The sequence below is a fragment of the Pseudonocardia ailaonensis genome (assembly GCF_039531635.1).
Taxonomy (GTDB): Bacteria; Actinomycetota; Actinomycetes; order Mycobacteriales; family Pseudonocardiaceae; genus Pseudonocardia; species Pseudonocardia ailaonensis.
Map to the genome: position 1 here is coordinate 489055 of NZ_BAAAQK010000003.1, position 24858 is coordinate 513912.

The following is a 24858-nucleotide window of genomic DNA, read 5'->3' on the forward strand; positions in this document are numbered from 1 at the left end:
GTGAGCGAACGGCGCGTTCGTTCATACCTAGTGAGCGAGGGGGCCGCTCGCTCATTCGCCCGACCAGCCGCGGACCTCGGTCGGGGTGATCACCAGGACCACCCCGTCCGGGCGGGCTTCCGCGTACTGGGAGTACTTGGCGCACAACGCCTCCAGGGCGCGGGCCCGCAGGTCGCCGGACTCGTGGACCGCGGCGGTGCCGTCGATCCGGACCCACCACAGGGCCGTCCAGTCGGCGTCGTAGTGGTCCACCAGCACGGCGGCGCGGGGGTCCCGCCCGACGTCGGCGAGCCTCGCCAACCTGGTGCTGCGCTTGGGTTTCACCTCGTCGACCACCGAGCAGACCAGCCCGTCGACCACGGCGAAGGTGATCGGGACGAGCCGCGGTGTGCCGTCGGCGCGGATCGTGGCGAGCCGCGCGACGGGGTGCGCGGCGGCCCTGCCGAGCCAGTCCGTCACGCGAGCGGCACCTCGACCCCTGTGGCGAGCAGCGCCGCGTCCCGGGTGTCCCGGCGCTCGTGTTCGAGGAAACTCGGTGCGGCGCAGAGGAAGAGCGTCCGCCCGTCGTCTCCGCCGAGGGCGACCGCGTAGCTGTGCAGCCCCTCGGGCAGCCGGACCTCGTCGGCGATCTCGCCGCCCTCGCGCACCCGGATCGCCCGGCCGTGGTCCGCGTCCGCCACCCAGATCGCGCCCTCGGCGTCCGGCTCGCTGATCCCGTCGGGGACCACGGCCAGCCCGGGCAGCACCGCGCCGACGTCCCGGCTCGTGGGCGGCTCCCCGAAGCGGGCCCACTCCCGGCGGTTCGCCAGCCCGCCGTCCGGACCGACGTCGAAGGCGGTCAGCCGGTTGCCGAAGCTCTCCGCGACGACCAGCGTCCGCCCGTCGCAGACGGTCCCGTTGGGGAACCACATGTCCTCGGCGACGATCTCCGCCCGCCCGTCGGGGTCCACGCGGATCAGGACCGCAGGCTCCATCGCCGCGCCGCCCATCAGGTCGAACCCGAAGCAGCCCACCCAGCAGCGGCCCTGCGGGTCCACCGCCATGTCGTTGAGCACGCCGCGGGCGAGGCCGGCGAGATCGGCGTGGGTGACCAGCGACCCGTCCGGCTCGCGGCGCAGGACCACCTGGTCGCGCATGGACGCGATGAGCACCCGTCCGTCCGGGAGCAGGCCCGTGCCCGACGGCTGGGCGGGCACCGTGGCCTCGACGCGCAGGTCCGAGCCGTCGGGCAGGGCGGAGAGCACCCGCCGGGTGTAGAAGTCGCTGACCCAGATCCGGCCGGCGCGCCAGCGCGGGCCCTCCAGGAACGACAGGTCACGGAGCACGGTCTCCATGCGGCAGCCTCCTCGCTGTCGGCCGGGTACGCCCCACCCTGGCACGGAATAGGCTCGCGGGCGCCACGGTTCGGGAGAGCAGTAGTTGCACTCGCAACCATATGGGAGGTCCCGATGCCCGCCGTCACCGTCTCCGACGTCACGACCCTGCCTCGCGTCCCCGAGCCCGGTCCGACCGAGCTCGACCGCGGCGTCCGGTCGATCACCACCGCCCCGCGCGGCTTCGAGGGCGAGGGCTTCCCCGTCCGCCGCGCCTTCCAGGGCGTGGATCTGAAGGACCTCGATCCGTTCCTGCACATGGACCAGATGGGCGAGGTCGAGTACGCGCCCGGCGAGCCCAAGGGCACCTCCTGGCACCCGCACCGCGGCTTCGAGACCGTCACCTACATCATCGACGGCGAGTTCGAGCACCAGGACAGCCACGGCGGCGGCGGGAACATCACCAACGGCGACACCCAGTGGATGACGGCCGGGGGCGGGCTCCTGCACATCGAGCGGCCCCCGGAGGCCCTCGTCGCCAGCGGCGGGCTGTTCCACGGCCTGCAGCTCTGGGTGAACCTGCCCAAGGCGCAGAAGTGGCTGGAGCCGAAGTACCAGGACCTGCGGGCACGCGAGTCCGCGCTGCTCACCACCCCGGACGGCGGCGCCCTGATCCGCGTGATCGCCGGCTCGCTGGCCGGGCACGACGGACCCGGATCGACCTACACGCCGATGGCGATGATGCACGCGACGGTCTCCCCCGGCGCACAGCTGCGGCTGCCGTGGCGGCGGGACTTCAACGCGCTCGTCTACGTGCTCTCCGGCGCCGGCACCGTCGGCAAGGACGCCCGGCCGATCCGCGAGGGGCAGCTGGCCGTGTTCGGGCCCGGTGACCTGATCACGGTGGCGGGCAACGTCGGGCAGGACTCCCGCACCCCGGCGCTCGACGTCGTGGTGCTCGGCGGACGGCCGATCCGTGAACCGGTGGCCTGGGGCGGGCCGTTCGTGATGAACACCCGCGAGGAGGTCATGACGGCGTTCGAGGACTACCAGAAGGGCAAGCTCGGCGTGATCCCCGCGTCCTACGTGCCCCACGGCGGTCTGGGAGGCTCGAGCTCGTGACGGAACCCATGATCCTCGACGTGGCCGAGTGGTCGCGCTTCGAGATCCACGTCGACGGCAAGCTGGCGGGCTTCGCGCAGTACAAGGTGGAGCCCGGGGTGATCACCTTCATCCACACGGAGATCGACGCGGCGTACGAGGGACAGGGCCTCGGCGGCACGCTCGCCCGCCACGCCCTCGACGCCGTGCGGAAGCGTGGCCTGGCGGTCCACCCGCAGTGCCCCTTCATCCGGGCCTGGATCGCCAAGCACCCCGACTACCTCGACGTCGTCCCCGTCGAAGTCCGCCCCCTCTACGACCTCTGACCGCCCCACCCCCGCGAGTCGGCACATTCGGTAGGCCGAACCACACGTTCACGACGTTCGTCAGCGTCAGATCCGGCCTCCCGACCCTGCCGTGCCGACCCGCGGGGACGTGGGTGGGGCAGGGAATTGTCGGGGGTGGCTCGTAGTCTCGGGGTGTGCTCGTCGTCCACGCCTTCTGGAGCCCCGGCCGGGGTCCGGTGCTGTGGGCGGAGGACGGTGAGCGGCCCGCCACCACCTCCCGCCGCTCGCTGCGCAGCGCCCGGCCGCACCCGTTCGCGGTTCCGGCCTCGCAGCTGGCCGGGATCCATCCCGGCAAGCAGACCTCCGTCACGCTGCTGCTGCCCAGCCGCGCGACCGGGCCGGTCGAGTCGCCGGAGCTGGTCCGCGCCCGCCCCGGCGGCCGGCGCTCGGCGGAGATCTCGCTGGTGCCGTGGACCGTCCCGGGCCTGGTCGTCGACCCGGCCGAGCTGACCGACCCGGCCGAGGACGTGCGGTACGGGCGTTCGGTCTCCCACCTGCGAGAACTGCTCGCATTTGCGGACGATCTGGTGTCCCGCGGCCGCGTGCTCCCCACTGTGGCATCGGGGCCCGAGGCGCGCTGGCGCCCTGTCGTCCAGGGGCTCGACGCGGTGGCCCGGCGGGCCCTCGTCGAGACGGTCCCGCCGGTCGGGCGCGCCGAGCAGCGCCGCTCCGGGGACACCGCCGGGCACTCCCCCGAGCTGCTGGTCGACGGTGCGCTCGCGACCCTCGTCGACGCCGCCGTCCGGGAGCGGCTGGGCCGCGCGGACGTGCCGGTCGCCCTCGTCCCGCCCCGGTCCGGGCGGGTCCCGAAGAGCCTGCCCGCCACCGAGGCCTGGCTCGCCGCGCTGGCCTCGGCCGATCCCCGTTTCACCGCGCCGGAGCGCGAGCTCGCCACCCTCGTCGACGCGCTGGCCCCCTGGGACGCGGTCACCACCGAGGAGACGGGCCCCGCCCGCGCCACCTTCCGCCTCGCGGAGATCGACACCCTCGACGATCCGGCGGACCCCGGGGACGACCCGCTCGACCAGACCGGCGACGGCACGCGCTGGGTGCTGGAGTTCCAGCTGCAGTCGACGGAGGACCCGAGCCTCGTCGTCACGGCGGAGGACGTGTGGGCCGGCCGCGCGGACCGGCTGATCACCGCCGCCCAGGAGCTGCTGCTCGCCGAGCTCGGCCGGGCCGCGCTCGTCTATCCGCCGCTCACCGCGGCGCTGCGCCGCGCGCGGCCCGAGGAGCTCGATCTCGAGGAGCTCGACGACGTCCACCGGTTCCTGACCGAAGACGCGGCGCGACTGGTCGCGGCCGGGTTCGGGGTGGAGCTGCCGGCCGGGTGGAACGGGCGCAAACCGTTGGGGCTCAGGCTCTCCGTGTCGTCGCCGGCGGCGCCGGGCGTGGTCACCCGTGGTGGGCTGGGCCGGGAGGAGCTGGCGAAGTTCCGCTGGACCCTCGCCGCCGGGGACGACGAGCTCGACGAGGAGGAGATCGCCGCGCTCGTCGCCGCCAAGGCCAAGCTCGTGCGGGTCCGCGGCCAGTGGGTCTCCGTCGACGCCGAGGCGCTGGCCCGCGGCCTGGAGTTCCTGCGGAAGCAGAACGCGCGGCGGGCGCCCACCGTCGCGGAGACCCTCACCGCCCTGCAGGGCGGCATCGACACCCCGCTGCCGGTCACGGCCGTCACGGCCGAGGGGTGGGTCGGGGACCTGCTCGGCGGCACCGCGGACCGCACGCTCGAGCCGATCGACCCGCCGCCCGGCTTCCGCGCCACGCTGCGCCCCTACCAGCAGCGCGGGCTCTCGTGGCTGGCGTTCCTGTCGTCGCTCGGGCTGGGCGCCTGCCTGGCGGACGACATGGGGCTGGGCAAGACGGTGCAGCTCCTGGCTCTCGAAGCACTCGAGAGATCCCGCGGTGCGGACGGCCCAACGCTCATCCTCTGCCCGATGTCGCTGGTCGGCACGTGGCAGCGCGAGGCCGCGAAGTTCGCCCCCGACCTGCGCGTGTACGCCCACCACGGCCCCACCCGGGACCGGGGCGAGCGGCTGCGCGAACGGCTCGCCGGCACGGACATCCTGGTCACGACGTACGGCACGGCCTCGCGGGACATCGAGGAGTTCGAGGCCCTCCCCTGGCACCGGCTCGTGCTCGACGAGGCACAGGCGATCAAGAACGCCAACGCCGCGCCGTCGAAGGCCGCCCGCCGGATCGTGGCGGGCCACCGGATCGCGCTCACCGGCACCCCGATGGAGAACCGCCTCGCCGAGCTGTGGTCGGTGATGGACTTCCTCAATCCCGGGATGCTCGGCACGCCGGAGCGCTTCCGGCAGCGCTTCGCGGTGCCGATCGAGCGGCACGGCAGCCCGGAGGCGGCGGAGTCGTTGCGGCGCATCACCCGTCCGTACCTGCTGCGGCGGCTCAAGACCGACCCGACGGTCATCGACGACCTGCCCGAGAAGATCGAGATCCGGCAGGAGTACCGCCTCACCCGCGAGCAGGCGTCGCTCTACCGCACGATCGTCGACGACATGATGGAGAAGATCGAGGACTCCACGGGCATTCAGCGGCGCGGCAACGTCCTCGCGGCGATGGCCAAGCTCAAGCAGGTGTGCAACCACCCCGCGCAGCTGCTGCACGACGGGTCGGCCGTCGGGAAGCGGTCCGGCAAGGTCGCGCGGCTGGAGGAGCTGCTGACCGAGATCCTGGCGGAGGGCGACAAGGTGCTGCTGTTCAGCCAGTTCACCGAGTTCGCCTCGATGCTGGTGCCGCACCTGTCCGCGCGGTTCGACCAGGAGATCCTGCACCTGCACGGCGGCACCCCGAAGAAGCAGCGGGACGCCATGGTGGAGCGCTTCCAGTCCGCGGACGGGCCGGCGATCTTCCTGCTCTCCCTCAAGGCCGGCGGCACGGGGCTCACGCTCACCGCCGCCAACCACGTCGTGCACCTGGACCGGTGGTGGAACCCGGCCGTCGAGGACCAGGCCACGGACCGGGCGTTCCGGATCGGGCAGAAGCGCAACGTGCAGGTGCGCAAGTTCGTGTGCCCGGGCACCGTCGAGGAGCGAATCGACGCGTTGATCGAGTCGAAGAAGGCGTTGTCGGACATGGTGATCAGCGACGGGGAGAACTGGCTCACCGAGCTGTCGACAGGCGAGCTCAGGTCGGTCTTCGCCCTGGGGGCGGAGGCGGTGGCCGATGAGTGACCAGCCCTTCTGGGCCGCCGACGACTACCCGAAGCGGGCGCTGCGGGTCGAGAACGGCATCCAGATCCACTCCACCCGCGGCACCGTCGCGCGCACCTGGTGGTCCAAGCGGTTCCTCGCCGTGCTCGAGGCCCTGGGCGTCGGGGGCCGGCTGCACCGCGGCCGCAGCTACGCCCGCTCCGGGCAGATCGTGTCCTGCGAGATCGACGCCGGCTCCGTCGTCGCGCTGGTCCAGGGCACCCGGCCGACCCCGTACAAGGTCCGGATCGGCATCCCGGCCTGGGGCAAGGAGGAGTGGGGCCGGGCGGAACAGGCCTTGGCGGACGACGCCTGGTACGCCGCCGCGCTGCTGGCCGGCGGGATGCCCACCGAGATCGAGGAGCTGTTCAACGGGCTGGGCCTGGCGCTGTTCCCGACCTCGCAGCGGGACCTGACCATGGACTGCACCTGCCCGGACTCGACGGTCCCGTGCAAGCACCTCGCCGCGGTGTTCTACCTGCTCGCAGAGCGGTTCGACGCCGACCCGTTCGAGGTCCTGGCGCTGCGGGGGCGGGACCGGGAGACGCTGCTCGCCAACCTGCGCCGCCGCCGCGGCTCCACGGCGCCCGAGCCGGTCGTCGAGGAGGACGCGGTCCCACTCGGGGAGCTGCTGGACAGCTTCTTCGCCGCCGGCGACCCGGACCTGGCCCGCTTCGCCCCACCGGTGCCCGAGCCCGGCGCCGTGCTCGACCAGGTGCCGGAGCTCCCCATCGAGGCCCGCCGGCACAAGGTCCGCGATCTCCTCCGCCCCGCGTACGAGGCCCTCTCCACCCCGTAGGCGCGTTATGGAGCCACAACTGTCGATTCCGGCCCTCGAAACGACAGTTGTGGCTCCATAGTGCGGCGAAACGTCCGGAACGCCCGCGGCGAATAGCCCGGTGTGAGCAACAGCGTCGCGGTCTCGTCCACGCCCGTGCTCGTCGTCGGGGCGGGGCCGGTCGGCCTCACCGCCGCCCTGGAGCTGCGGCGGCGCGGGATCGCCTGCCGGATCGTCGACGGCCTGAGCGAGCCGCCGCAGTACGCCAAGGCGGTCGGGGTGCAGCCCCGCACGCTCGAGCTGTGGGAGGCCGCGGGTGTGCTCCCCGCCGCCCTCGACGCAGCGCTCGCCCTGCGGGGCCAGCTCGTCTACAAGGACGGCGCGCTGGTCGCCGACGTCCGGATGCAGCTCCCGCCCGACATGCCGTTCGGCTTCACGGCGCTGCCCCAGTACGAGACCGAGCGCATCCTGGCCGACACCCTCGCCGGGTACGGCACGGTGGTCGAGCGCGGCGTCCGGCTCACGTCATTCACCCAGGACGACACCGGCGTCGCGGCGCTGCTCGACTCCGGCGAGGAGATCCGGGCCGGGTACCTCGTGGGCGCCGACGGCGCGCACAGCACCGTCCGCAAGGGACTCGGGCTCACCTTCGAGGGCGCGGCCTTCAGCGAGGAGTACATGCTCGGGGACGTCGAGGTCGACTGGTCGCTCCCCGCCGGGCACGCCGTCCGGCTGGCGAAGGGCGACGACCTGCTGGTCGCGATCCCGCTGCCCGGCGACCACCGCTACCGGCTGACCATGCTCGCCCCGCCCGAGCTCGGCACGCCGCCGCCCGCCGACGGCGAGATCGCCCACGGGTTCGAGGGCGGCCGCCGGCCCACGCTCGCCGACCTCCAGACGGTGCTCGACCGCCTCGCCCCCGAAGCCGCGACGGCACGCACCCTGCGCTGGTCGTCGGTGTTCCGGATCAGCCACCGGATCGTCGACGCCTACTCGCGCGGCCGGGTCTTCGTCGCCGGCGACGCCGCACACATCCATCCGCCGACCGGCGGGCAGGGCATGAACACCGGCATCCAGGACGCCGTCAACCTCGCCTGGAAGCTCGCGCTCGCCGTGCGCGGCGAGGCCGCACCGGGCCTGCTGGCCAGCTACGACGCCGAGCGTCGGCCCGTCGGCGAGGAGGTCGTCGGACGCACCACTGCGGCCGCGCGCGGCGACGGCGTGGTGATCGACCCGGACGACCCGTGGGTCGCGGTCCGGCGCGAGGCGCAGCTCCTCGTCGGCTACCGGGGCAGCCCGATCGTCGGGCCGCCCGCCCCGGACCTGCCCGCCGGCGCACCCCAGCCCGGCGACCGGGCGCCGGACGCGCGGGGGCTGCGTCGCGAGATCGCGCAGTACCCGCTCCGGCTGCTGCCGCTGCTGGGGAGCCCGCGGCACACCGTCGTCCTCTACGCGGACTCGGCCGACGCGGCGGCGTGGATCCGCGCGACCGCGGCCGCGCTCCCCTCAGGCGTCGACGTCCTCGCCGTGGTCGCGGCGGAGCTCGACCCGGTCACCGGCGTGCCCACCGTCGTCGACGCCGAGGGCGAGTTCCGCGCGGCCTACGCGGCCACGGACGGCAGCTCGTTCCTGATCCGCCCGGACCTCTACCTCGCCGCCCGCACGCCCTCCCCCGACCCCGCCGCCCTCCGACAGGCCCTCGCCCTGAGCGTGATGGAGCCATGACGCACGTCTCCGGGGCCCTGGCGCGCGTTATGGAGCCATAACGCACGTTTCGAGGCCCCCGGCCTGCGTTATGGAGCCATAACGCACGTTTCGGGGCCCCCTGACCGCGTTATGGAGCCATAACGCAGGTTTCAGGGGCGGGTGCTGAGGCCGGCGTTCGGGCCCCAGCGGGACAGTGCCCACGTCTCGGCGATCGTCGCCAGCTCGTACAGGACGATCGAGGCGATCACCGACAGGGCCACGATCGTCCAGACGCCGCCGTAGTTGCCGGAGCCCTTGTAGCCGGACAGCACGCCGCCCATGCCCTGGAACCCGACGAGCCACTCGGCCAGCATGGACCCGACGATGGCGCCCGGCACCGAGATCCGCGCCGACGCCAGGAACTGCGGCAGCGCCGCCGGGAGCCGGACCTTGCGCAGCGCGGTGAGCGCCGAGCCGCCGTTGACCGTGATCAGGTCGAGCGACTGCGGGGAAGCCGAGTTCAGCCCCACCACGACGTTGACCAGCACCGGGAAGAGCACGACGATCCCGGCGAGGACCGCGATCCCCGCCTTGCCCTGCCCGAAGATCAGCAGCAGCACGGGCGCCATCGCGACGAGCGGCACCGACCGCAGCAGCATCGCGATGGGCAGGAACGCGAACTCCACCGGCTTCCACAGCACGAACGCGATGGCCAGCAGCGTCGCGACGACCATGCCGGCGGCGAAGCCGATCGCGGCGTTGAGCAGCGTCGTCCCGAGCGCGCCGAGGCTGTCCGCCCGGGCCTGCGCGGCGCTGAGCGACGCCGGCCGGATCCCCCGCGGCGGGGCCTCGGAGAACAGGTACTGCACGACGTTCAGCGGGGACTTCCCGACGAAGGACGACACGTCGAACAGCAGCAGGAGCACCTGCCAGAGCAGCGCCAGCACCACGAGGGCGACCACGATCGTCACCAGTGCCCGTCCCGCCCTCCGCAGGACCGCACTCCCCTGGCCCCGGGCCGGGGCGGCGACACCCACTGCGGCGGCGGTCACCGGGCACCCGCCGGGGTGTCCGCGCCGGTCGTCCAGGGCGTCACCAGGCGGGCGACCAGCCCCACGATGACGAACGCGAGGCCCGAGATCAGGCCGCTGACCAGGGCGAGGTACCAGAGCTGGGGCGCGTCGGCCTGGGTCTGCGCGGCGATCAGCGCCTGCCCGAGTGTCGAGTCGCCGCCGCTGCCGAGGTACTCCGCGAGGATCGCCCCCAGGAACGCGGCCGGCGCGGCGATCCGCAGCGCCGCGAAGAGGCTGGGCAGCGCCGAGATCAGCTGCACCTTGCGCAGCACGGTCCAGGTGCTGCCGCCGTAGGCACGGATCAGGTCGACCGACGTGCGCGGCGCCGCCCGCAGGCCCAGCAGTGCCCCGACGACCGTCGTGAAGAAGCAGCTCATGGCCGCCAGCACGATCGACGCCCCGGACGGCGCGTCCCGCCCGGAGACGATCACGATCACCGGCCCGATCGCCACCAGCGGGATGCAGTAGGTGACCACGGCGACCTGGTTGACCAGCTCCTCCAGCGGCGGGACGAGCAGCACCAGGACGGCCAGGGCGATCGCGGCCAGGTTCCCCCACAGGTAGCCGAGGCCCGCCGAGGACACGGTGCCCGCGGCGTTGTTCAGCGTGGCGACCCACTGGTCGCCGTCGAGGAACCGGGCGACGACGGCCGGCGGCGACGGGATCGCGCGGCTGGCCTGGAACAACGTCGCGGACGCGATCCACCACACCGCGACGATCAGCACCACCCCGACGACCCCGCCGAACCACGGCGGCGCGCTGAACCGCCGGGCCGGCGCCGCCGCCGTCATCCGGTCTCCTCCGGCGCGGCGGCCCGGCCGAAGAGGATCTCCGAGAGCCGGTCCACGTACGCGTGGAACTCCGGGGTCCGCTGCAGCTCCGGAAGCCGCGGGCGCGGCAGGTCGATCTCGACGACCTCCGCGATGCGGCCCGGCCGGGGGCTCATCACGGCGACGACGTCCGAGAGGAACACCGCCTCCGCGATGCCGTGGGTGACCATCAGCGTGGTCGCCGGGCGTTCCGTCCAGATCCGCAGCAGCTCGACGTTCAGCCGCTGGCGGGTCATGTCGTCGAGCGCGCCGAAGGGCTCGTCGAGCAGCATGACGGTCGGCTGCACGACGAGGCAGCGCGCGATCGCCACGCGCTGGCGCATGCCGCCGGACAGCTGGGCGGGCTTCGCCTTCTCGAAGCCGGACAGCCCGACCAGCTCGATCAGGCCGTCGATCAGCCCGGGCTCGGGCGTGAGCCCGGCGACCTCCAGCGGGAGCCGGATGTTCGCGGCGACGCTGCGCCACGGCAGCAGCGCGGCCTCCTGGAACGCGATCCCGAGCTGGTGGTCGCGCTGGATCTCCCGGGTCGACCGGCCGTTGATCAGCGCGGCCCCCTCGCTCGGGCTCTCCAGGCCGGCCAGGATCCGCAGGATCGTCGACTTGCCGCAGCCCGAGGGCCCGAGCAGCGACAGGAAGGAGTTCTGCGTGGTCCCGAGGCTGGTCGGGGCCAGGGCCCGGACCGAGTCGCGGCCCATCGTGAAGACCTTCTCGAGGCCCTGGATGTTGATGCCGGTCGCAGAGCCCGGCTCCGCCACCGGATCGGTGGTGGAGAGCCGGGCCGCGCCCTCGCGCGCCTGCACGCTCACGCCTTGATCAGGCTCGGGTCCGCCTTGTAGACCTCGTCGAGCAGGGTGAGGTCGAACAGCTCGTCCGCCTTGATCGTGACGCCGATGTTCCCCAGCGCCGTGATGATCTGGCCCTGCAGCGCGGAGGTCAGCGTGAACAGCCCGTGGGTCTTCGTGTCCGGGCTGACGATCAGGCCGTTCTGGGCGACGGCCTGCTCGGTCTGGTCGGCGAGGACGAGGTTCTTGTCCTTGCCGTAGGTGTTCACGGCGAGGGCCGCGGCGCCGGCCGGGTCGGCCACAGCGTCCGTCCAGCCCTTGACCTCGGCGGTGAGGAAGGCCTTCAGCTTGTCGCGGTCCTTGTCGATCGTCTCCTGCAGCACCGTGAAGGTCTCGGCGGTGAGCGGGAGCCCGTTGTCCGCGAAGGAGAGCGTGACCGGCGTCTTGCCGCGGCTCTTCGCGGCGAACGGCTCGTTGGTCAGGTAGGCCATGAAGCCGTCGACCTGGCCCTCGATGACCGGTGCCGGGTCGTACTGGACGACGACCTGGTTGATCGACTTCGGGTCGATGTTGTTGGCCTTGAGGAAGCCGTTGAAGATCGTCTGGTTGGTGCCGGACTGGATGCCGATGGTCTTGCCCACCAGGTCCTGCGGGGTGCGGATCGGCTTGCCCTCGGCGATCGACAGGATGCAGAAGGGGTTCTTCTGGAAGGTGCTGCCGATGATCTTCAGCGGGGCGCCCTGCTCGGTGATGAAGCGCGCGGTGGCGTCCGGTGCGGAGAGGCCGACGTCGACCGTCTTGGCCAGGACCAGCGCGTCCGCGCTGTCCACGGGCCCGGTCACCAGGTCGACCGAGTCGAAGCCCGCGGCCTTGTAGTAGCCCTTCGAGTCGGCGAAGAACTCGCCGCCGAACTCGATGTTCTTGATCCAGGAGAGCTGCAGGGCGATCTTGCCGTACTGGCCGGGCGACGCCGATGCGGCGCCGGCCGCGCTGCCGGACCCTCCGCCGCAGGCGGCGAGGGCCACCCCGGCGGCGCCGACCCCGAGGCCGAGGCCGGCGAGGCGCAGGAAGTCGCGGCGGCTGGCACCCGGGCCCTGGCCCTGGCGGTTCGGCGAGTTCGGCGGGACGAGCAGCGTCATGTGGCGGTCTCCTACGACGTGCGGGCGCCGACCGACCGGGCGGGAACCCCCGCCTCGCCGGCCGTGCGCTGGCGGTGCCCGGCGCCCGAGTCCCCGACGCGCCGACCCGCAGAGGCTAGGAAGCCCCGGGTTCAACGGCGTTGCCCGCGTGTTACGGCGACGATGCCGTCCGATCGCACTTCGGCAACCGGCACGTTCCGCGACGAACCGCTCACACAGTGCTCAAACACCTCGCCGAGATGAACCTCGGCCACCCGCCGGCCGTGCCGGGAGGTGGCCGAGGTTCATCTCGGGGTTCGTCCGGGGCGGGTCAGCTCGCCGCGGCCGCCTTGCGCCGGCGCTTCGCGGGGGCCGGCTTGCGGGCCGGGGTCACCAGGTCCTTCAGGAACATGCCGGTGTAGCTGGCCTCGGTGGCCGCCACCTGCTCCGGCGTGCCCTGCGCGACGACCGTGCCGCCGCCCGAGCCGCCCTCCGGGCCCATGTCGATCACCCAGTCCGACGTCTTGATCACGTCGAGGTTGTGCTCGATCACGACGACCGTGTTCCCCTTCTCCACCAGGCCGTTGATCACCTGGAGGAGCTTGCGGATGTCCTCGAAGTGCAGGCCCGTGGTGGGCTCGTCGAGGATGTAGATCGTCCGCCCGTTGGACCGCTTCTGCAGCTCGCTGGCCAGCTTGACGCGCTGCGCCTCACCGCCGGAGAGCGTGGGCGCCGGCTGGCCGAGGCGCACGTACCCCAGCCCGACGTCGACCAGCGTGTCCAGGTACCGGCTGATCGAGGTGATCGGCGCGAAGAACTCCGCGGCCTCCTCGATCGGCATGTCCAGCACGTCCGCCACGGTCTTGCCCTTGTAGTGGACCTCGAGGGTCTCCCGGTTGTACCGGGCCCCCTTGCAGACCTCGCAGGGGACGTAGACGTCCGGCAGGAAGTTCATCTCGATCTTGATCGTGCCGTCGCCCGAGCACGCCTCGCAGCGACCGCCCTTGACGTTGAACGAGAACCGGCCGGCCTGGTAGCCCCGGACCTTCGCCTCGGTGGTCGACGCGAACAGGGTGCGGATCTTGTCCCACACGCCGGTGTAGGTCGCCGGGTTGGACCGCGGTGTGCGGCCGATCGGCGACTGGTCGACCCGGACGAGCTTGTCGAGCTGGTCGACCCCCGTGATCCGGGTGTGCCGGCCGGGGACCTGGCGGGCGCCGTTGAGCTTGTTCGCCAGCACGGTGGCCAGGATGTCGTTGATCAGTGTCGACTTGCCCGAGCCCGACACACCGGTGACCGACACCAGCCCGCCCAGCGGGATCTCCACGTCGATGTCGCGCAGGTTGTGCTCGCGCGCGCCGACGATCGTCATCGTGCGCGCCGGATCCAGTGTGCGCCGCACGTCCGGCACCGGGATGCTCCGCCGCCCCGACAGGTAGGCGCCGGTGAGGGACGTGTCGTGGGACTCGAGGTCCGCCACCGTGCCCGAGTGCACGACCATCCCGCCGTGCTCGCCCGCCCCGGGACCGATGTCGACCGCCCAGTCCGCGGCCCGGATGGTGTCCTCGTCGTGCTCGACGACGATCAGCGTGTTGCCCAGCTCCTTGAGCCGGCTCAGCGTGTCGATCAGCCGCCGGTTGTCCCGCTGGTGCAGGCCGATGGACGGCTCGTCGAGCACGTAGAGCACCCCGACCAGCCCGGACCCGATCTGCGTGGCGAGCCGGATCCGCTGCGCCTCGCCGCCGGACAGGGTGCCGGCCGCGCGGTCGAGCGAGAGGTAGTCCAGCCCGACGTCGAGCAGGAAGCCGAGGCGGGCCTGGATCTCCTTGAGCACCCGGCCCGCGATCAGGGCCTGCCGCTCGTCGAGCTCCATGCCGCCCAGGAAGCTCGCGCACTCGTCGACGGACATCGACGAGACCTCGGCGATCGACCGCTCCCCCAGCGTGACGGCCAGGACCTCGGGCTTGAGCCGCGCGCCCTTGCAGGACGGGCACGGCACGTCCCGCATGTAGCCCTCGTAGCGCTCCCGCTGGCTGTCCGACTCGGTCTGGTCCAGCCGGCGGTCGAGGAACGGGATGACGCCCTCGAAGTTCGCATAGTACGAGCGCTCGCGGCCGTACCGGTTGCGGTACCGCACGTGCACCTGGTCGTCGCTGCCGTGCAGGACCGCCTTCTGCGCCTCGGCGGGCAGCTTGCGCCACGGCGTGTCCATCCGGAAGCCGACCGCCTTCGACAGCCCGGCGAGCAGCCGACCGAAGTACTCGCTGGTGTGCCCGGTGTTCCACGGGGCCACCGCACCGTCGGCCAGGCTCAGGTCCGGATCGGGGACGACGAGCTCCGGATCGACCTCCTTCTTGATGCCGATGCCGGAGCACTCGGGGCACGCGCCGTACGGCGAGTTGAAGGAGAACGTGCGGGGCTCGAGATCGTCGAGCGTGAGCGGGTGCCCGTTCGGGCAGGCCATGAGCTCGGAGAAGCGGCGCTCGCGGTGCGGGTCCGCGTCCTCGAGGTCCACGAAGTCGAGCACGACGAGCCCGTCGGCCAGCCGCAGAGCCGTCTCCACCGAGTCGGTGAGCCGCTGCTTGGCGCTCGCCTTGACCGCGAGGCGGTCCACGACGACGGAGATGTCGTGCTTCTCCTGTTTCTTCAGCTTCGGCGGGTCCGACAGCTGGTGCACGGTGCCGTCGACCAGCACGCGGGAGTAGCCCTGGGACTGCAGGCTCGAGAACAGGTCGACGAACTCGCCCTTGCGGGTGCGCACGACCGGGGCGAGCACCTGGAAACGGGCGCCCTCCTCCATCTCCAGCACCTGGTCGACGATCTGCTGCGGGGTCTGCTTCTCGATGACCTCGCCGCACACGGGGCAGTGCGGGACACCGGCGCGCGCGTAGAGCAGGCGCAGGTAGTCGTACACCTCGGTGATCGTGCCGACCGTCGAGCGCGGGTTGCGGTTCGTGGACTTCTGGTCGATCGAGACGGCCGGGGAGAGGCCCTCGATGAAGTCGACGTCCGGCTTGTCCATCTGGCCGAGGAACTGGCGCGCGTAGGCCGAGAGCGACTCGACGTAGCGGCGCTGGCCCTCGGCGAAGATCGTGTCGAACGCGAGGCTGGACTTGCCCGAGCCGGACAGGCCGGTGAAGACCACGAGGCTGTCCCGGGGCAGGTCGAGGTCGACGCCGCGCAGGTTGTGCTCGCGGGCGCCGCGCACCACGAGCCGCGACCCGTCGCCGACGGATCCACCGGGCTCGTGCGGGGTGCGGGCCTGGGCCACGGGGGCGCCTCCCTTTCGTCGTCCTCGAACTCGTCTCCGGGGGCCCGCGGCAGGGCGGGCGACCCGGACTCCGATGCTAAGCCGGGGGTCCGACAGAAACCGCGCGCAGCGGCACCGCGAGGGAAACCGTCGGCGGGTGCACGCCCGGGAGCGCCGGACGCCCCCTTCAACGCGGCACGCCCGCCGGAGCTTCCCGCCCGGGACCGTCGTACCCCGTGGTTACTGTCGCACGCATGTTCGATCGCGTCGCAACCACCCCCGCGTCGTCCCGGCTGGCTACGCTTCCCCCGTGGACGTCCTCGACAGCTACAGCGGGCACACCGATCCCGGCGGCGCAGCGATCCGGCGCGACACCGGGCCGCTCTCCATCGCCAAGGTCTCCGTCGGCCCGATGGACAACAACGCCTACCTGCTGGTCTGCACGGCCACCCACGAGGCGCTGCTCATCGACGCGGCGAACGAGCCGGAGCGGATCGCCGACCTCGTCGGTGCGGACGACGGGCGGCCCGAGCTGCGCCATCTGGTCACCACGCACCGGCACCGGGACCACTGGGAGGCGCTCGGCGCGGTCGCCGGCATGTTCCAGACCCGCCAGATCGCCCATCCGCTCGACGCGCCCGAGCTGCCGATCCCCATGGACGAGCTGGTCTCGCACGGGGACCGGGTCGAGTTCGGCGAGATCTCCCTCGAGGTGATCCACCTGCGCGGGCACACGCCCGGCTCGATCGCGCTGCTCTACCGCGGCCCGGACCACCCACACCTGTTCACCGGCGACAGCCTGTTCCCGGGCGGAGTGGGCAAGACCGGATCACCGGAGGACTTCACGTCCCTGGTCGACGACGTCGAGCAGCGCCTGTTCGCCGATCTCCCGGACGACACGTGGTTCTACCCGGGCCACGGCGACGACTCCACCCTGGGCCAGCAGCGCCCGCACCTCGCGGACTGGCGCGCGCGGGGCTGGTGAGAGTGCCCGCCCGGCGGCGGGAGGCCGGCCGCCGGGCGGAGTCTCAGGTCCCCGGCGTGAGCAGGCGGGGGAACTCGGTGCTCAGGCGGTAGAACTCGATGCCGCCGTAGACCACCAGCAGGATGAAGAGCAGGCTCGCCAAGGAGACCAGCACGTAGGTGACGGTGCGCAGAACCGTCAGCGCGCGGCCGTCGCCGGTCCGCGCGGCGCGGGCCGCGCGCGGGATCTGCTGGCCGCGGGGCGGGGTGTGCGCCGGGCTGGGGCGTGGGGCGGGGGTCCAGCCGGCGCGGGCCGCCTGCTCCCCCACCGTGGTCGGCGCCGTGGCGGCGGCTGCGGTGACCGGGCCGTCCGGAGCGGCGTGGCGCTGGTAGGGCACCGGGCGGTCAGTGCGCTCGGCCCGGTCGAGCCGGTAGCCGCCCGAGGCGCTCACGCCGCCGGATCCACCCGGACCGCTCTGCGGCGCCCTGTGCGTGCTCACCGTCGCTGACCCCCTCAGGTCTGGCCGTACCTGGCGCGGCAAGTCTCTACGGCGGAACCACGGTTGGTCACCCCGGACGCTCCTGTTCACCCTTTCGTGCGATCAGCTCATGATCGGGAGCGCCTTCCGCATGCGCTGAGTGGGCACCCGGCCCGTTCCGGACCCGTCAACGCCGCGTCGGCGCGACGGGTCCGGGACGGCGATCAGGCGGGGACGGGCTGAGGGGGGACGGGCCCGACGTAGCGGGCGGCAGGGCGGATGATCCGCCGCTCCCCCGCCTGTTCCAGGATGTTCGCCGCCCACCCGACGACGCGGCTCACGGCGAAGGTCGGGGTGAACATCTCGCGGGGGAGCCCGCACCTCTCCATCACGACGCCGGCGTAGAACTCGACGTTCGCGTAGAGCTTCCGCTCCGGCTTGAGCTCGGCGAGCACCGCCACCACTCGTTCCTCGACGGCCAGGGCGAACGTCGCGAGGTCCCCGCCCAGCTCCAGGGCGGTCTCGCGCAGCAGCCGCGCCCGCGGGTCCTCGGTCCGGTACACCGCGTGCCCGAAGCCCATGATCCGGTCGCCCGCGAGGACCTTCTCCCGCACCCAGGAGTCGATCCGGACGGGGTCGGGCGAGCCGATCTCGTCGAGCGCCGCGAGTGCGCGGTCCGGGGCGCCGCCGTGCAGCGGGCCGGAGAAGGCGCCGATCGCGGCGACGACGGCGGCCGCCAGGTCCGCGCCGGTGGACGCGACGACGCGGGCGGTGAAGGTCGAGGCGTTGAACCCGTGGTCGACGGTCGCGACCAGATACCGCTCGACCGCCCGCACGTGCTCCGGCAGCGGCTCCGCGCCGGTGACCATGTGCAGCCACTCCTCTGCGGGGCTGCGTCGTGGATCGGGATCGACCGGCGCGAGGCCGTGCCGGAGCCGGTACAGGGCGGCGAGGATCGTCGGGGTCAGGGCGCAGATCCGCAGGGCGTCGGCGCGGCGGGTGCCCGGGTCGGCGTCCCACAGGGGCGCCAGGCCGAGCGCCGCACCGGTGAGCGACAGCGCGGTGCGCAGGCCGGCGAGCGGGCTGCCGCCGGCCGCGGCGATCGCGGGCAGCACGTCGCGGACGGCCGCCGGGAGCACCCGCAGCGGCGCGATCTCCGCGGCGAACCCGGGCCCGTCCGGGAGGGCGCCGTCGATCATCAGGGCGGCGACGTCGGTGAAGCCGCGGGTGCGCGCCAGGTCGACCGCCGAGTACTGGCGGTAGTGGTAGAAGCCCTCGTCGCCGCGGACGTCGCCCAGCTCCGTGGACGTCACGACGACGTTCCGCAGCCCTGCGGGGACGGTGACCGGTCCGGTCATGTGCCCACCTCCTGTGGTGTCTCGGTGGAGCCGACGATCCGTCCGGAAATCAACTACTGTCAATATTGATCGGATCAACCCGGGAGGCCGCGTGTCCGAGGATCGGCTGCTGACCACGGCGGAGGTCGCCCGGCGGCTCGACGTGAAGCCGGACACGGTCTACGCCTACGTCAGCCGCGGGCTGCTCACGAACGTCCGCGCCGGTGACCGCCGTGGCAGCCGCTTCGCGCAGTCCGAGGTCGACCGGCTCGCCGGCCGCGGCCGGGAGGCCCGCCGTCCGTCGGGGGCGATCGAGCGGATCCGCACCGCCCTCACCCGCCTCTCCGACGACGACGTGTTCTACCGCGGCCGGCCCGTCTCCGTCCTCGCCGCGGAGGAGTCCGCCGAGGCGGTCGCCCACCTGCTGTGGACCGGCGAGCTCCGCGCGACCCGGTTCGACGCGCTGCCCGGGCAGGTCGCGGCGGCGCGCGGGGCGGTGGCGGCGCTCCCCGGCACGGCGCGGCTCACCGACCGGATCCGGGTGGCGGTCGCGGCGGCGGCCGCCGCCGATCCGCTCCGCCACGACCTCGATCCGGCGGCGGTGGTGCGGCGGGCCGAGGCGATCCTCGCCACGGTCGCGGACGCGCTGGGTCCCTCGCCGGCGATCCCCCGTAGCGGCGATCCGTCCGACGGCGCGCACGATGCCGGCGCCCCGACCCGCCGTGCCCCGACCGCGGCAGGCCCCGTGCCCGGCGATGCCGGGCACGACACCACGGGCCCGGGCTCCCTGGCCCACCGCCTCTGGCCCGCCCTCTCGGGACGTCCCGCGACCCCGTCCGAGGCCGCCCTGCTGACGCGGCTCCTCGTCGTCATGGCCGATCACGATCTCGCGGTGTCCACACTGGCCGCCCGGGTCGCGGCGAGCGCCCGCGCCCATCCGTACGCGGTGGTCTCGGCGGCGCTCGGCGCGATCGACGGCCAGTATCACGGCGCGGCGAGCACGCTCGCCCACCGCTTCCTCGCCGAGGCCCTCGACGACCCGATCGCGGCGATCGCCGAGCGCCGCCGCGCGGGCCTGGCGGTGCCGGGCTTCGGGCACCGCGTGTACCGGCGGCGGGATCCCCGCGTGGAGATCGTCCTGGCACCGCTGCGCGCGGCGGGCGCCCCGGTCGTCGCCGTGGTCGACGAGCTCGCGGAGCGGCTGGCGGACCGGCCCGGCGGCTTCCCGAACGTCGATCTCGCGCTCGCCGCCGTCGCCCACGGGTACGGCCTCCCGCCGGACGCCGGCGAGGCGGTGTTCGCGGTCGCCCGGATCACGGGCTGGGTCGCGCACGCGCTCGAGGAGTACACCGAGCCCGGCCTGCGCTTCCGCGCCGAGGGTGTCTACACCGGACTGTGATCACGCGCACACGCGGCGCAGACGGGACCGCCCTGACCGGGCGGTCGCGCTCGGCCGGACGGGTGTCTCCCCGTTCGCTCACGGGCGCCACACGACCCTGCGCCGTACTGTCGGTGACGAGGCCCGTGAAGGCCGCGCGGTCGCGCCGTCGGGACCGTTCCGACCTGTGGTCGTGAGAGGACCGATGGACCGAACCAGGCGATCGACGCCCGCCCGCATCCTGCTCGGCACGGGGCGCACCCTGGTCGCGTTGCTGGCCGTCGCCGTGCTCGCCGGCACGGGGTACGTCTGGACGTCCTACCGCACGCTCGCCACCGGGCTGACCACCAGCGGTGTGCTCGCCTCCCGCCCCGGCGGCGCGGCCTCCGCCGCGGCGACCGCGCCCCGGCAGAGCTACACCGCCCTGCTCGTCGGTCTCGACAGCCGGACCGACGCGCAGGGCAACCCGCTGCCGCCGGACCTCCTCGCCCAGCTCCACGCCGGGGACGACGAGGGCGAGCTGCACACGGACACGATCATGCTGGTGCACGTCCCGGCGGACCCGTCCGCGCCCGTCGTCACCGTGTCTTTCCCGCGGGACTCGTACGTGGCCATCGCGGACGGCAGCGGCAAGCACAAGATCAACTCTGCGTACGGGCGCGGCTACCTCGCCGAGCAGAAGAAGCTGCAGGCCCAGGGCGTCACGGGGACCCAGCTCGACCTGCGCAGCCGCGAGGCCGGCCGCGCGACCCTGATCTCGACCGTCGAGGCCGCCTCGGGCGTCACGATCGACCACTACGCGGAGATCAACCTGGCCGGGTTCGTGGCGCTCACGGACACCATCGGCGGCGTGCCCGTCTGCCTCACCCAGGCCGTCGACGACCGGGCGTACTCCGGCGTCGACCTCCCGGCCGGTCCGCAGACGATCGGTGGTGCGGCCGCGCTGGCCTTCGTCCGCCAGCGGCACGGGCTCGACGGCGGCGACCTGGACCGGATCACCCGCCAGCAGGCCTTCCTCGCCGGGCTGACCCACCAGGTCATCGGCGCCGGCACGCTCACCGACCCCTCGACGGTGGCGGGCCTGCTGGGCGTCGTCACCAAGTACGTGGTGATCGACTCCGGGTGGAACCTGGACCAGGTGGTGGGCCAGCTCGGCCACCTCGCCGGGGCGGACGTCGTGTTCCGCACGATCCCGACGATCCGGCCCGACCTGCGGACGCCGTACGACGGTGTGGCGGTGGAGGTCGACCCGGACCGGGTGCGGGACTTCGTGCACACCGTCCTCTACGTCGACCCGCGGGCCAGCGACGCGCCGACCACCGAGGAGCCCGCGCCGTCGGCGGTGCGGGCGAGCGGACCCACCCCCACCACCACGCCGGCCCCGACGACCACCGAGCCGCAGTCCGTGCGCCCGGTCATCGACGCGGCCGGCGTCCCCTGCGTGAGCTAGTAGTCGAGTTCTCGCGCGATGCTGGCCGCGCGTTCCCGGATCCGTTCGGGTGGCCAGCTCGACACCTCCCGCAGCTGTTCGACGAGCGCGATCTCGACGGCCGCGTGCACCGCGGCGGGCGAGATCCCGGGGTCGACGGAGCGGGCGGCCGCGAGGGCCTTGGCGGACAGGTACACGTTGATCATGCGTCACCTCCGTTGGCGGCGATGTGCGGCAAACGCGGCCCGGGGACGCGGGAGACGGTGAAAAGGGGCGAGCGGTGGGGCCGGTGGGGCGAACGGGCAGACTGGCAGCGTGAGCCAGCCTGTCGCCGATTCGTTCCCCCGCCTGCACGCCCGCACCCGCAGGTTCACCCTCGGCGCCCCGCGCGGGATCACGATCTCCCCGGACGGCGGGCGGATCGTGTTCCTGCGCAGCCGCGGCGGCACGGACCCCGTCACCTGCCTGTGGTCGCTGGAAGGTGAGGAGGAACGGCTGGTCGTCGATCCCCTGCTGCTCGACGACACCGCGGAGGAGGACCTCCCCCCGGAGGAGCGGGCCCGGCGCGAGCGCGCCCGCGAGCAGGCCGGCGGGATCGTCGGGTACGCCGCGGACCGCGAGCTCACCCGGGCCGCGTTCGCGCTCTCCGGGAAGCTCTACGTCGCCGAGCTGACCGGTGTGCCGGCCGCCCGCGAGATCCCCACCGCGGGCGCGGTCGTCGATCCCCGCCTCGACCCGACGGGTTCCCGGATCGCGTTCGTCTCCGGTGGCGCGCTGCACGTCCACGAGCTCGGCGGCGAGACCGTCCTGCTGGCCGCGCCGGACGGCGAGCAGGTCACCTACGGTCTCGCGGACTTCGCGGCGGCCGAGGAGATGGGCCGCATGCGCGGGCACTGGTGGTCGCCCCAGGGGGACGCGCTGGTGGTCGCCCGGGTCGACGAGTCGCCCGTCGGCCGCCTCTACATCGCCGATCCCGCCAACCCGGACCGGGAGCCCACGCCGGTCGCCTACCCGGCGGCCGGGACGCGGAACGCGGTCGTCACGCTGCAGATCATCCGGCTCGACGGCGTGCGCACACCCGTGACCTGGGACCATGAGGGGGACGAGTACCTCGCCGACGTCGTCTGGGACGCCCACGGCCTGATGATCGTGGTGCAGCCGCGGGACCAGAAGGCGCTGCGCACGCTCACCGTGGACCTCGCCACCGGCGCCACCACCCTGTTCGACGAGCGCACCGACCCGGTGTGGGTGGAGATCGTCCCCGGCGTCCCCGCTCGCACCCCGGACGGCACGCTGGTCCAGATCGACGACCGGGACGGCGCGCGTCGCCTGCTCGTCGGCGGCGAACCGGTGACGCCGACGTCCCTGCAGGTCCGGGGCCTGATCGACGCCGACGGCGAGACGCTGCTGCTCAGCGCGTCCGAGGACCCGACGTCGGTCGGCGTGTGGACCTGGTCGCCGGCCGCGGGCCTCGAGCGCGTCTCCCCCGCCGACGGCGTCCACTCCGGCCGGCTCTCCGGCGGGACCCTGGTGCTCACCTCGGCGGACCTCGCCTCGGCGGCCCGGACGACGGCGGCCGGACGGACGATCACCTCGCACGCGGTGGAGCCGGCGCTGGTGCCGAGGATCTCCCTCCACACCCTCGGCGAGCGCGCGCTCCGCACCGCGCTGCTGCTGCCGCGCTGGTGGGAGCCCGGCGTGCCGCTGCCGGTGCTGATGGACCCCTACGGCGGTCCGCACGCCCAGCGCGTCCTGCAGTCGCGCAACGCGCACCTGACCAGCCAGTGGTTCGCCGACCAGGGTTTCGCCGTGGTCGTCGTCGACGGGCGGGGGACGCCGGGGCGCGGGCCGGAGTTCGAGCGCGCCGTGCACCTCGACCTTGCCCAGCCCGTGCTCGACGACCAGATCGACGCGCTGCGGGCCCTCGCGGTCGAGCAGCCGGACCTCGACCTGACCCGTGTCGGCATCCGGGGCTGGTCCTTCGGCGGCTACCTCGCCGCGCTCGCGGTGCTGCGCCGCCCGGACGTCTTCCACGCCGCGGTCGCGGGTGCGCCGGTCACGGACTGGGCGCTCTACGACACCCACTACACCGAGCGCTACCTGGGCCGGCCGGCCGAGGAGCCGGCGGCGTACGAGCGCTCGTCGCTGTTCGCCGACGCGGCCACCGAGAACACGAACCGGCCGTTGCTGCTGGTCCACGGGCTGGCGGACGACAACGTGGTCGCCGCCCACACGTTGCGGCTGTCGTCGGCGCTGCTCGCCGCGGGGCGGGCGCACCAGGTGCTGCCGCTCTCGGGGGTCACGCACATGACGCCGCAGGAGGTCGTCGCGGAGAACCTGCTGCTCCTGCAGGTGCAGTTCCTGCGCGAGGCGCTCGGGGTCCCGATCCCCTAGTCGTGCGAGACGGTCTGCGGGTAGCCGGTCTCCGGGTCGGCCGCCCCGCGCAGCTCGTGCCGCAGGTCCCCGATCGCGACGCCGAGGGCGAACAGCGTGGTCAGCACGGCGACGCCCAGCGCCCCGGCGATCGCGACCGGATAGGTCCGGCCCGATGCGGCGAGGACGCCGTAGAACACGCCCGCGACCAGCGCCGTCCCGACCGCGGCGCCCACCCGCTGCCCGGTCTGCAGCGCTCCGCCGGCCGAGCCGGCCATCCGGACGGGGACGTTGCGCAGGGTCATGGTGATGTTCGGCGAGATGGTGAAGCCGCCGCCGATCCCGCCGACCAGCAACGTCGGGATGATGCAGAACCCCGCGACGTGACCCGGCACCAGCAGCAGGACCACGGACGTGCCGATCAGGCCGATCGCGACGAGGCCCAGCCCGATCACGGTGAGGCGGCGGCCGTACCGCTCCACCAGCCGCCCCGCCACCACCGCGGACACGGCCGAGCCGACGGCGAACGCGGTGACGGACAGGCCGGACTGCAGCGGCGTGTAGCCCAGCCCGGTCTGGAAGAACTGGGCGAGCACGATCCAGATGCCCGAGAAGCCCGTGAAGTACACGAGCCCGACCAGCGCGCCGGGCGCGTAGCCGGAGGTCTCGGTGACCAACCGCAGGTCCAGCAGCGGCTCGCGGCGGCGGCGCAGCTCGAACCGTTCCCACAGCACGAACGCGACGCCGAGCACCACGCCGACCGGGAAGAGCCACCACAACCGCGTGATCCCGCCGGACTCGGCCTGGACCAGCGGCAGCAGCAGCGCCAGCACGGCCCCGCCGAGCAGCAGCGCCCCGGTCCAGTCGATCGGCTTGCGGTCGCCCGTGGTCCCCACCCTCGGCACCAGCCGGGCCGCGAGCACGACCGCCACGACGCCGATCGGCACGTTGACGTAGAAGATCCACCGCCAGCCCGACGACGTCCCGAACAGCGCCAGCAGGAGCCCGCCGACGATCGGGCCCGCCGCCGTCGAGATTCCCACCGTGGCGCCGAAGAAGCCGAACGCCCTCCCCCGCTCCGCGCCGCGGAACATGCTCTGGATGAGCCCGGAGTTCTGCGGGGCGAGCGTCCCGGCCGCGAACCCCTGCAGCAGCCGGGCGACGATCAGCAGCTCGATCGTCGGGGCGGCCCCGCACGCGGCGCTGAACACCACGAACGCCACCAGGGCGATCAGGAACAGGGTCCGCCGCCCGAACGCGTCCCCGAGCCGGCCGGCGGGGACCAGGGCCAGCCCGAACGTCAGCGCGTAGCCGGACACGACCCACTGGACGCCGGCCGGGTTGGTGCCCAGACCCTGCTGGATCGAGGGCAGGGCGACGGACACGATGCTGACGTCGAGAAGGGTCATGAA

General features: G+C 73.4%; 20 protein-coding genes. 9 read left to right on the forward strand and 11 right to left on the reverse strand.

Translation table 11 applies throughout. The features are described 5' to 3' along the window. Window positions 1–51: 51 nt before the first annotated feature. Both ABD324_RS05020 and ABD324_RS05025 read right to left on the reverse strand, forming a co-directional pair. A complete protein-coding gene (locus ABD324_RS05020; protein ID WP_344412810.1) occupies window positions 52–459 on the reverse strand; it encodes a TIGR03668 family PPOX class F420-dependent oxidoreductase in 408 nt (135 codons plus the stop codon). Continuing rightward, on the reverse strand, window positions 456–1334 hold the full coding sequence (locus ABD324_RS05025) for an SMP-30/gluconolactonase/LRE family protein (protein WP_344412812.1): 879 nt from the start codon (window positions 1332–1334) through the stop codon (window positions 456–458). Before ABD324_RS05025 ends, ABD324_RS05020 begins: the two co-directional genes overlap by 4 nt. 114 nt (window positions 1335–1448) lie before the next feature. On the opposite strand from ABD324_RS05025, the gene ABD324_RS05030 reads away from it, so the two are divergent. The 5 genes from ABD324_RS05030 (at window position 1449) to ABD324_RS05050 (ending at window position 8473) form a co-directional block, all read left to right on the forward strand. Next, complete coding sequence (locus ABD324_RS05030; protein ID WP_344412814.1) at window positions 1449–2435, forward strand: pirin family protein; 987 nt, start codon at window positions 1449–1451, stop codon at window positions 2433–2435. Next, window positions 2432–2740 carry a GNAT family N-acetyltransferase gene (locus tag ABD324_RS05035; protein WP_344412816.1) on the forward strand — a complete coding sequence of 103 codons (309 nt, stop codon included), beginning with the start codon at window positions 2432–2434 and terminating at the stop codon, window positions 2738–2740. The genes ABD324_RS05030 and ABD324_RS05035 overlap by 4 nt, the downstream gene beginning before the upstream one ends. A gap of 155 nt (window positions 2741–2895) precedes the next feature. Continuing rightward, complete coding sequence (locus ABD324_RS05040; RefSeq protein ID WP_344412818.1) at window positions 2896–5952, forward strand: SNF2-related protein; 3057 nt, start codon at window positions 2896–2898, stop codon at window positions 5950–5952. Continuing rightward, window positions 5945–6769 carry an SWIM zinc finger family protein gene (locus ABD324_RS05045; RefSeq protein WP_344412820.1) on the forward strand — a complete coding sequence of 275 codons (825 nt, stop codon included), beginning with the start codon at window positions 5945–5947 and terminating at the stop codon, window positions 6767–6769. Before ABD324_RS05040 ends, ABD324_RS05045 begins: the two co-directional genes overlap by 8 nt. 102 nt (window positions 6770–6871) lie before the next feature. Continuing rightward, window positions 6872–8473: an FAD-dependent monooxygenase gene (locus tag ABD324_RS05050; RefSeq protein ID WP_344412822.1), complete on the forward strand. Its 1602-nt coding sequence runs from the start codon at window positions 6872–6874 to the stop codon at window positions 8471–8473. Between the two features lie 131 nt (window positions 8474–8604). Here the strand turns inward: ABD324_RS05050 and ABD324_RS05055 are convergent, their stop codons facing one another. From ABD324_RS05055 to uvrA, 5 genes are all read right to left on the reverse strand, one after another. Further along, window positions 8605–9486, reverse strand: a complete 882-nt coding sequence (locus ABD324_RS05055; RefSeq protein ID WP_344412824.1) for an ABC transporter permease — start codon at window positions 9484–9486, stop codon at window positions 8605–8607. Further along, the gene (locus ABD324_RS05060) at window positions 9483–10298 is read right to left on the reverse strand and encodes an ABC transporter permease (protein ID WP_344412826.1); all 816 of its coding nucleotides are present in this window, start codon (window positions 10296–10298) and stop codon (window positions 9483–9485) included. The genes ABD324_RS05055 and ABD324_RS05060 overlap by 4 nt, the downstream gene beginning before the upstream one ends. Beyond that, complete coding sequence (locus ABD324_RS05065) at window positions 10295–11143, reverse strand: ABC transporter ATP-binding protein (RefSeq protein ID WP_344412828.1); 849 nt, start codon at window positions 11141–11143, stop codon at window positions 10295–10297. The genes ABD324_RS05060 and ABD324_RS05065 overlap by 4 nt, the downstream gene beginning before the upstream one ends. Continuing rightward, the gene (locus tag ABD324_RS05070; RefSeq protein ID WP_344412830.1) at window positions 11140–12258 is read right to left on the reverse strand and encodes an ABC transporter substrate-binding protein; all 1119 of its coding nucleotides are present in this window, start codon (window positions 12256–12258) and stop codon (window positions 11140–11142) included. The genes ABD324_RS05065 and ABD324_RS05070 overlap by 4 nt, the downstream gene beginning before the upstream one ends. A 310-nt stretch (window positions 12259–12568) precedes the next feature. Then, a complete protein-coding gene (gene uvrA, locus ABD324_RS05075) occupies window positions 12569–15508 on the reverse strand; it encodes an excinuclease ABC subunit UvrA (RefSeq protein ID WP_344412833.1) in 2940 nt (979 codons plus the stop codon). Window positions 15509–15797: 289 nt separating this feature from the next. Here uvrA and ABD324_RS05080 point away from each other — a divergent pair, with 289 nt between their 5' ends. Then, window positions 15798–16472 (forward strand): MBL fold metallo-hydrolase, encoded by a 675-nt coding sequence (locus tag ABD324_RS05080; RefSeq protein ID WP_344412835.1) that lies wholly within the window; start codon window positions 15798–15800, stop codon window positions 16470–16472. A 43-nt stretch (window positions 16473–16515) separates the two neighbouring features. Here ABD324_RS05080 and ABD324_RS05085 read toward each other — a convergent pair whose 3' ends face one another. Then, window positions 16516–16950, reverse strand: coding sequence for a hypothetical protein (locus ABD324_RS05085; protein ID WP_344412837.1), 435 nt, complete (start codon window positions 16948–16950; stop codon window positions 16516–16518). A gap of 203 nt (window positions 16951–17153) precedes the next feature. Further along, window positions 17154–18287 (reverse strand): citrate/2-methylcitrate synthase, encoded by a 1134-nt coding sequence (locus tag ABD324_RS05090; RefSeq protein ID WP_344412839.1) that lies wholly within the window; start codon window positions 18285–18287, stop codon window positions 17154–17156. Window positions 18288–18378: 91 nt separating this feature from the next. Here ABD324_RS05090 and ABD324_RS05095 point away from each other — a divergent pair, with 91 nt between their 5' ends. Together ABD324_RS05095 and ABD324_RS05100 are read left to right on the forward strand one after the other, a co-directional pair. Next, window positions 18379–19665: a citrate synthase gene (locus tag ABD324_RS05095; protein WP_344412841.1), complete on the forward strand. Its 1287-nt coding sequence runs from the start codon at window positions 18379–18381 to the stop codon at window positions 19663–19665. A gap of 184 nt (window positions 19666–19849) precedes the next feature. Continuing rightward, a complete protein-coding gene (locus tag ABD324_RS05100) occupies window positions 19850–21094 on the forward strand; it encodes an LCP family protein (RefSeq protein WP_344412843.1) in 1245 nt (414 codons plus the stop codon). On the opposite strand, the gene ABD324_RS05105 is transcribed toward ABD324_RS05100, so the two are convergent. Further along, window positions 21091–21279: a hypothetical protein gene (locus tag ABD324_RS05105; protein ID WP_344412845.1), complete on the reverse strand. Its 189-nt coding sequence runs from the start codon at window positions 21277–21279 to the stop codon at window positions 21091–21093. The genes ABD324_RS05100 and ABD324_RS05105 overlap by 4 nt on opposite strands. Window positions 21280–21388: 109 nt before the next feature. On the opposite strand from ABD324_RS05105, the gene ABD324_RS05110 reads away from it, so the two are divergent. Beyond that, window positions 21389–23467, forward strand: coding sequence for a S9 family peptidase (locus ABD324_RS05110; RefSeq protein WP_344412847.1), 2079 nt, complete (start codon window positions 21389–21391; stop codon window positions 23465–23467). On the opposite strand, the gene ABD324_RS05115 is transcribed toward ABD324_RS05110, so the two are convergent. Then, window positions 23464–24855: an MFS transporter gene (locus ABD324_RS05115; protein ID WP_425565743.1), complete on the reverse strand. Its 1392-nt coding sequence runs from the start codon at window positions 24853–24855 to the stop codon at window positions 23464–23466. The genes ABD324_RS05110 and ABD324_RS05115 overlap by 4 nt on opposite strands. Between the last annotated feature and the right edge of the window lie 3 nt (window positions 24856–24858).

What these genes read in the sequence shown, in the direction of transcription:
- ABD324_RS05115 (WP_425565743.1), bottom strand. Translation starts at nt 24,855, where the DNA reads ATGACCCTTCTCGACGTCAGCATCGTGTCCGTCGCCCTGCCCTCGATC.
- ABD324_RS05045 (WP_344412820.1), top strand. Translation starts at nt 5,945, where the DNA reads ATGAGTGACCAGCCCTTCTGGGCCGCCGACGACTACCCGAAGCGGGCG.
- ABD324_RS05090 (WP_344412839.1), bottom strand. Translation starts at nt 18,287, where the DNA reads ATGACCGGACCGGTCACCGTCCCCGCAGGGCTGCGGAACGTCGTCGTG.
- ABD324_RS05060 (WP_344412826.1), bottom strand. Translation starts at nt 10,298, where the DNA reads ATGACGGCGGCGGCGCCGGCCCGGCGGTTCAGCGCGCCGCCGTGGTTC.
- ABD324_RS05030 (WP_344412814.1), top strand. Translation starts at nt 1,449, where the DNA reads ATGCCCGCCGTCACCGTCTCCGACGTCACGACCCTGCCTCGCGTCCCC.
- ABD324_RS05070 (WP_344412830.1), bottom strand. Translation starts at nt 12,258, where the DNA reads ATGACGCTGCTCGTCCCGCCGAACTCGCCGAACCGCCAGGGCCAGGGC.
- ABD324_RS05105 (WP_344412845.1), bottom strand. Translation starts at nt 21,279, where the DNA reads ATGATCAACGTGTACCTGTCCGCCAAGGCCCTCGCGGCCGCCCGCTCC.
- ABD324_RS05100 (WP_344412843.1), top strand. Translation starts at nt 19,850, where the DNA reads ATGGACCGAACCAGGCGATCGACGCCCGCCCGCATCCTGCTCGGCACG.
- ABD324_RS05025 (WP_344412812.1), bottom strand. Translation starts at nt 1,334, where the DNA reads ATGGAGACCGTGCTCCGTGACCTGTCGTTCCTGGAGGGCCCGCGCTGG.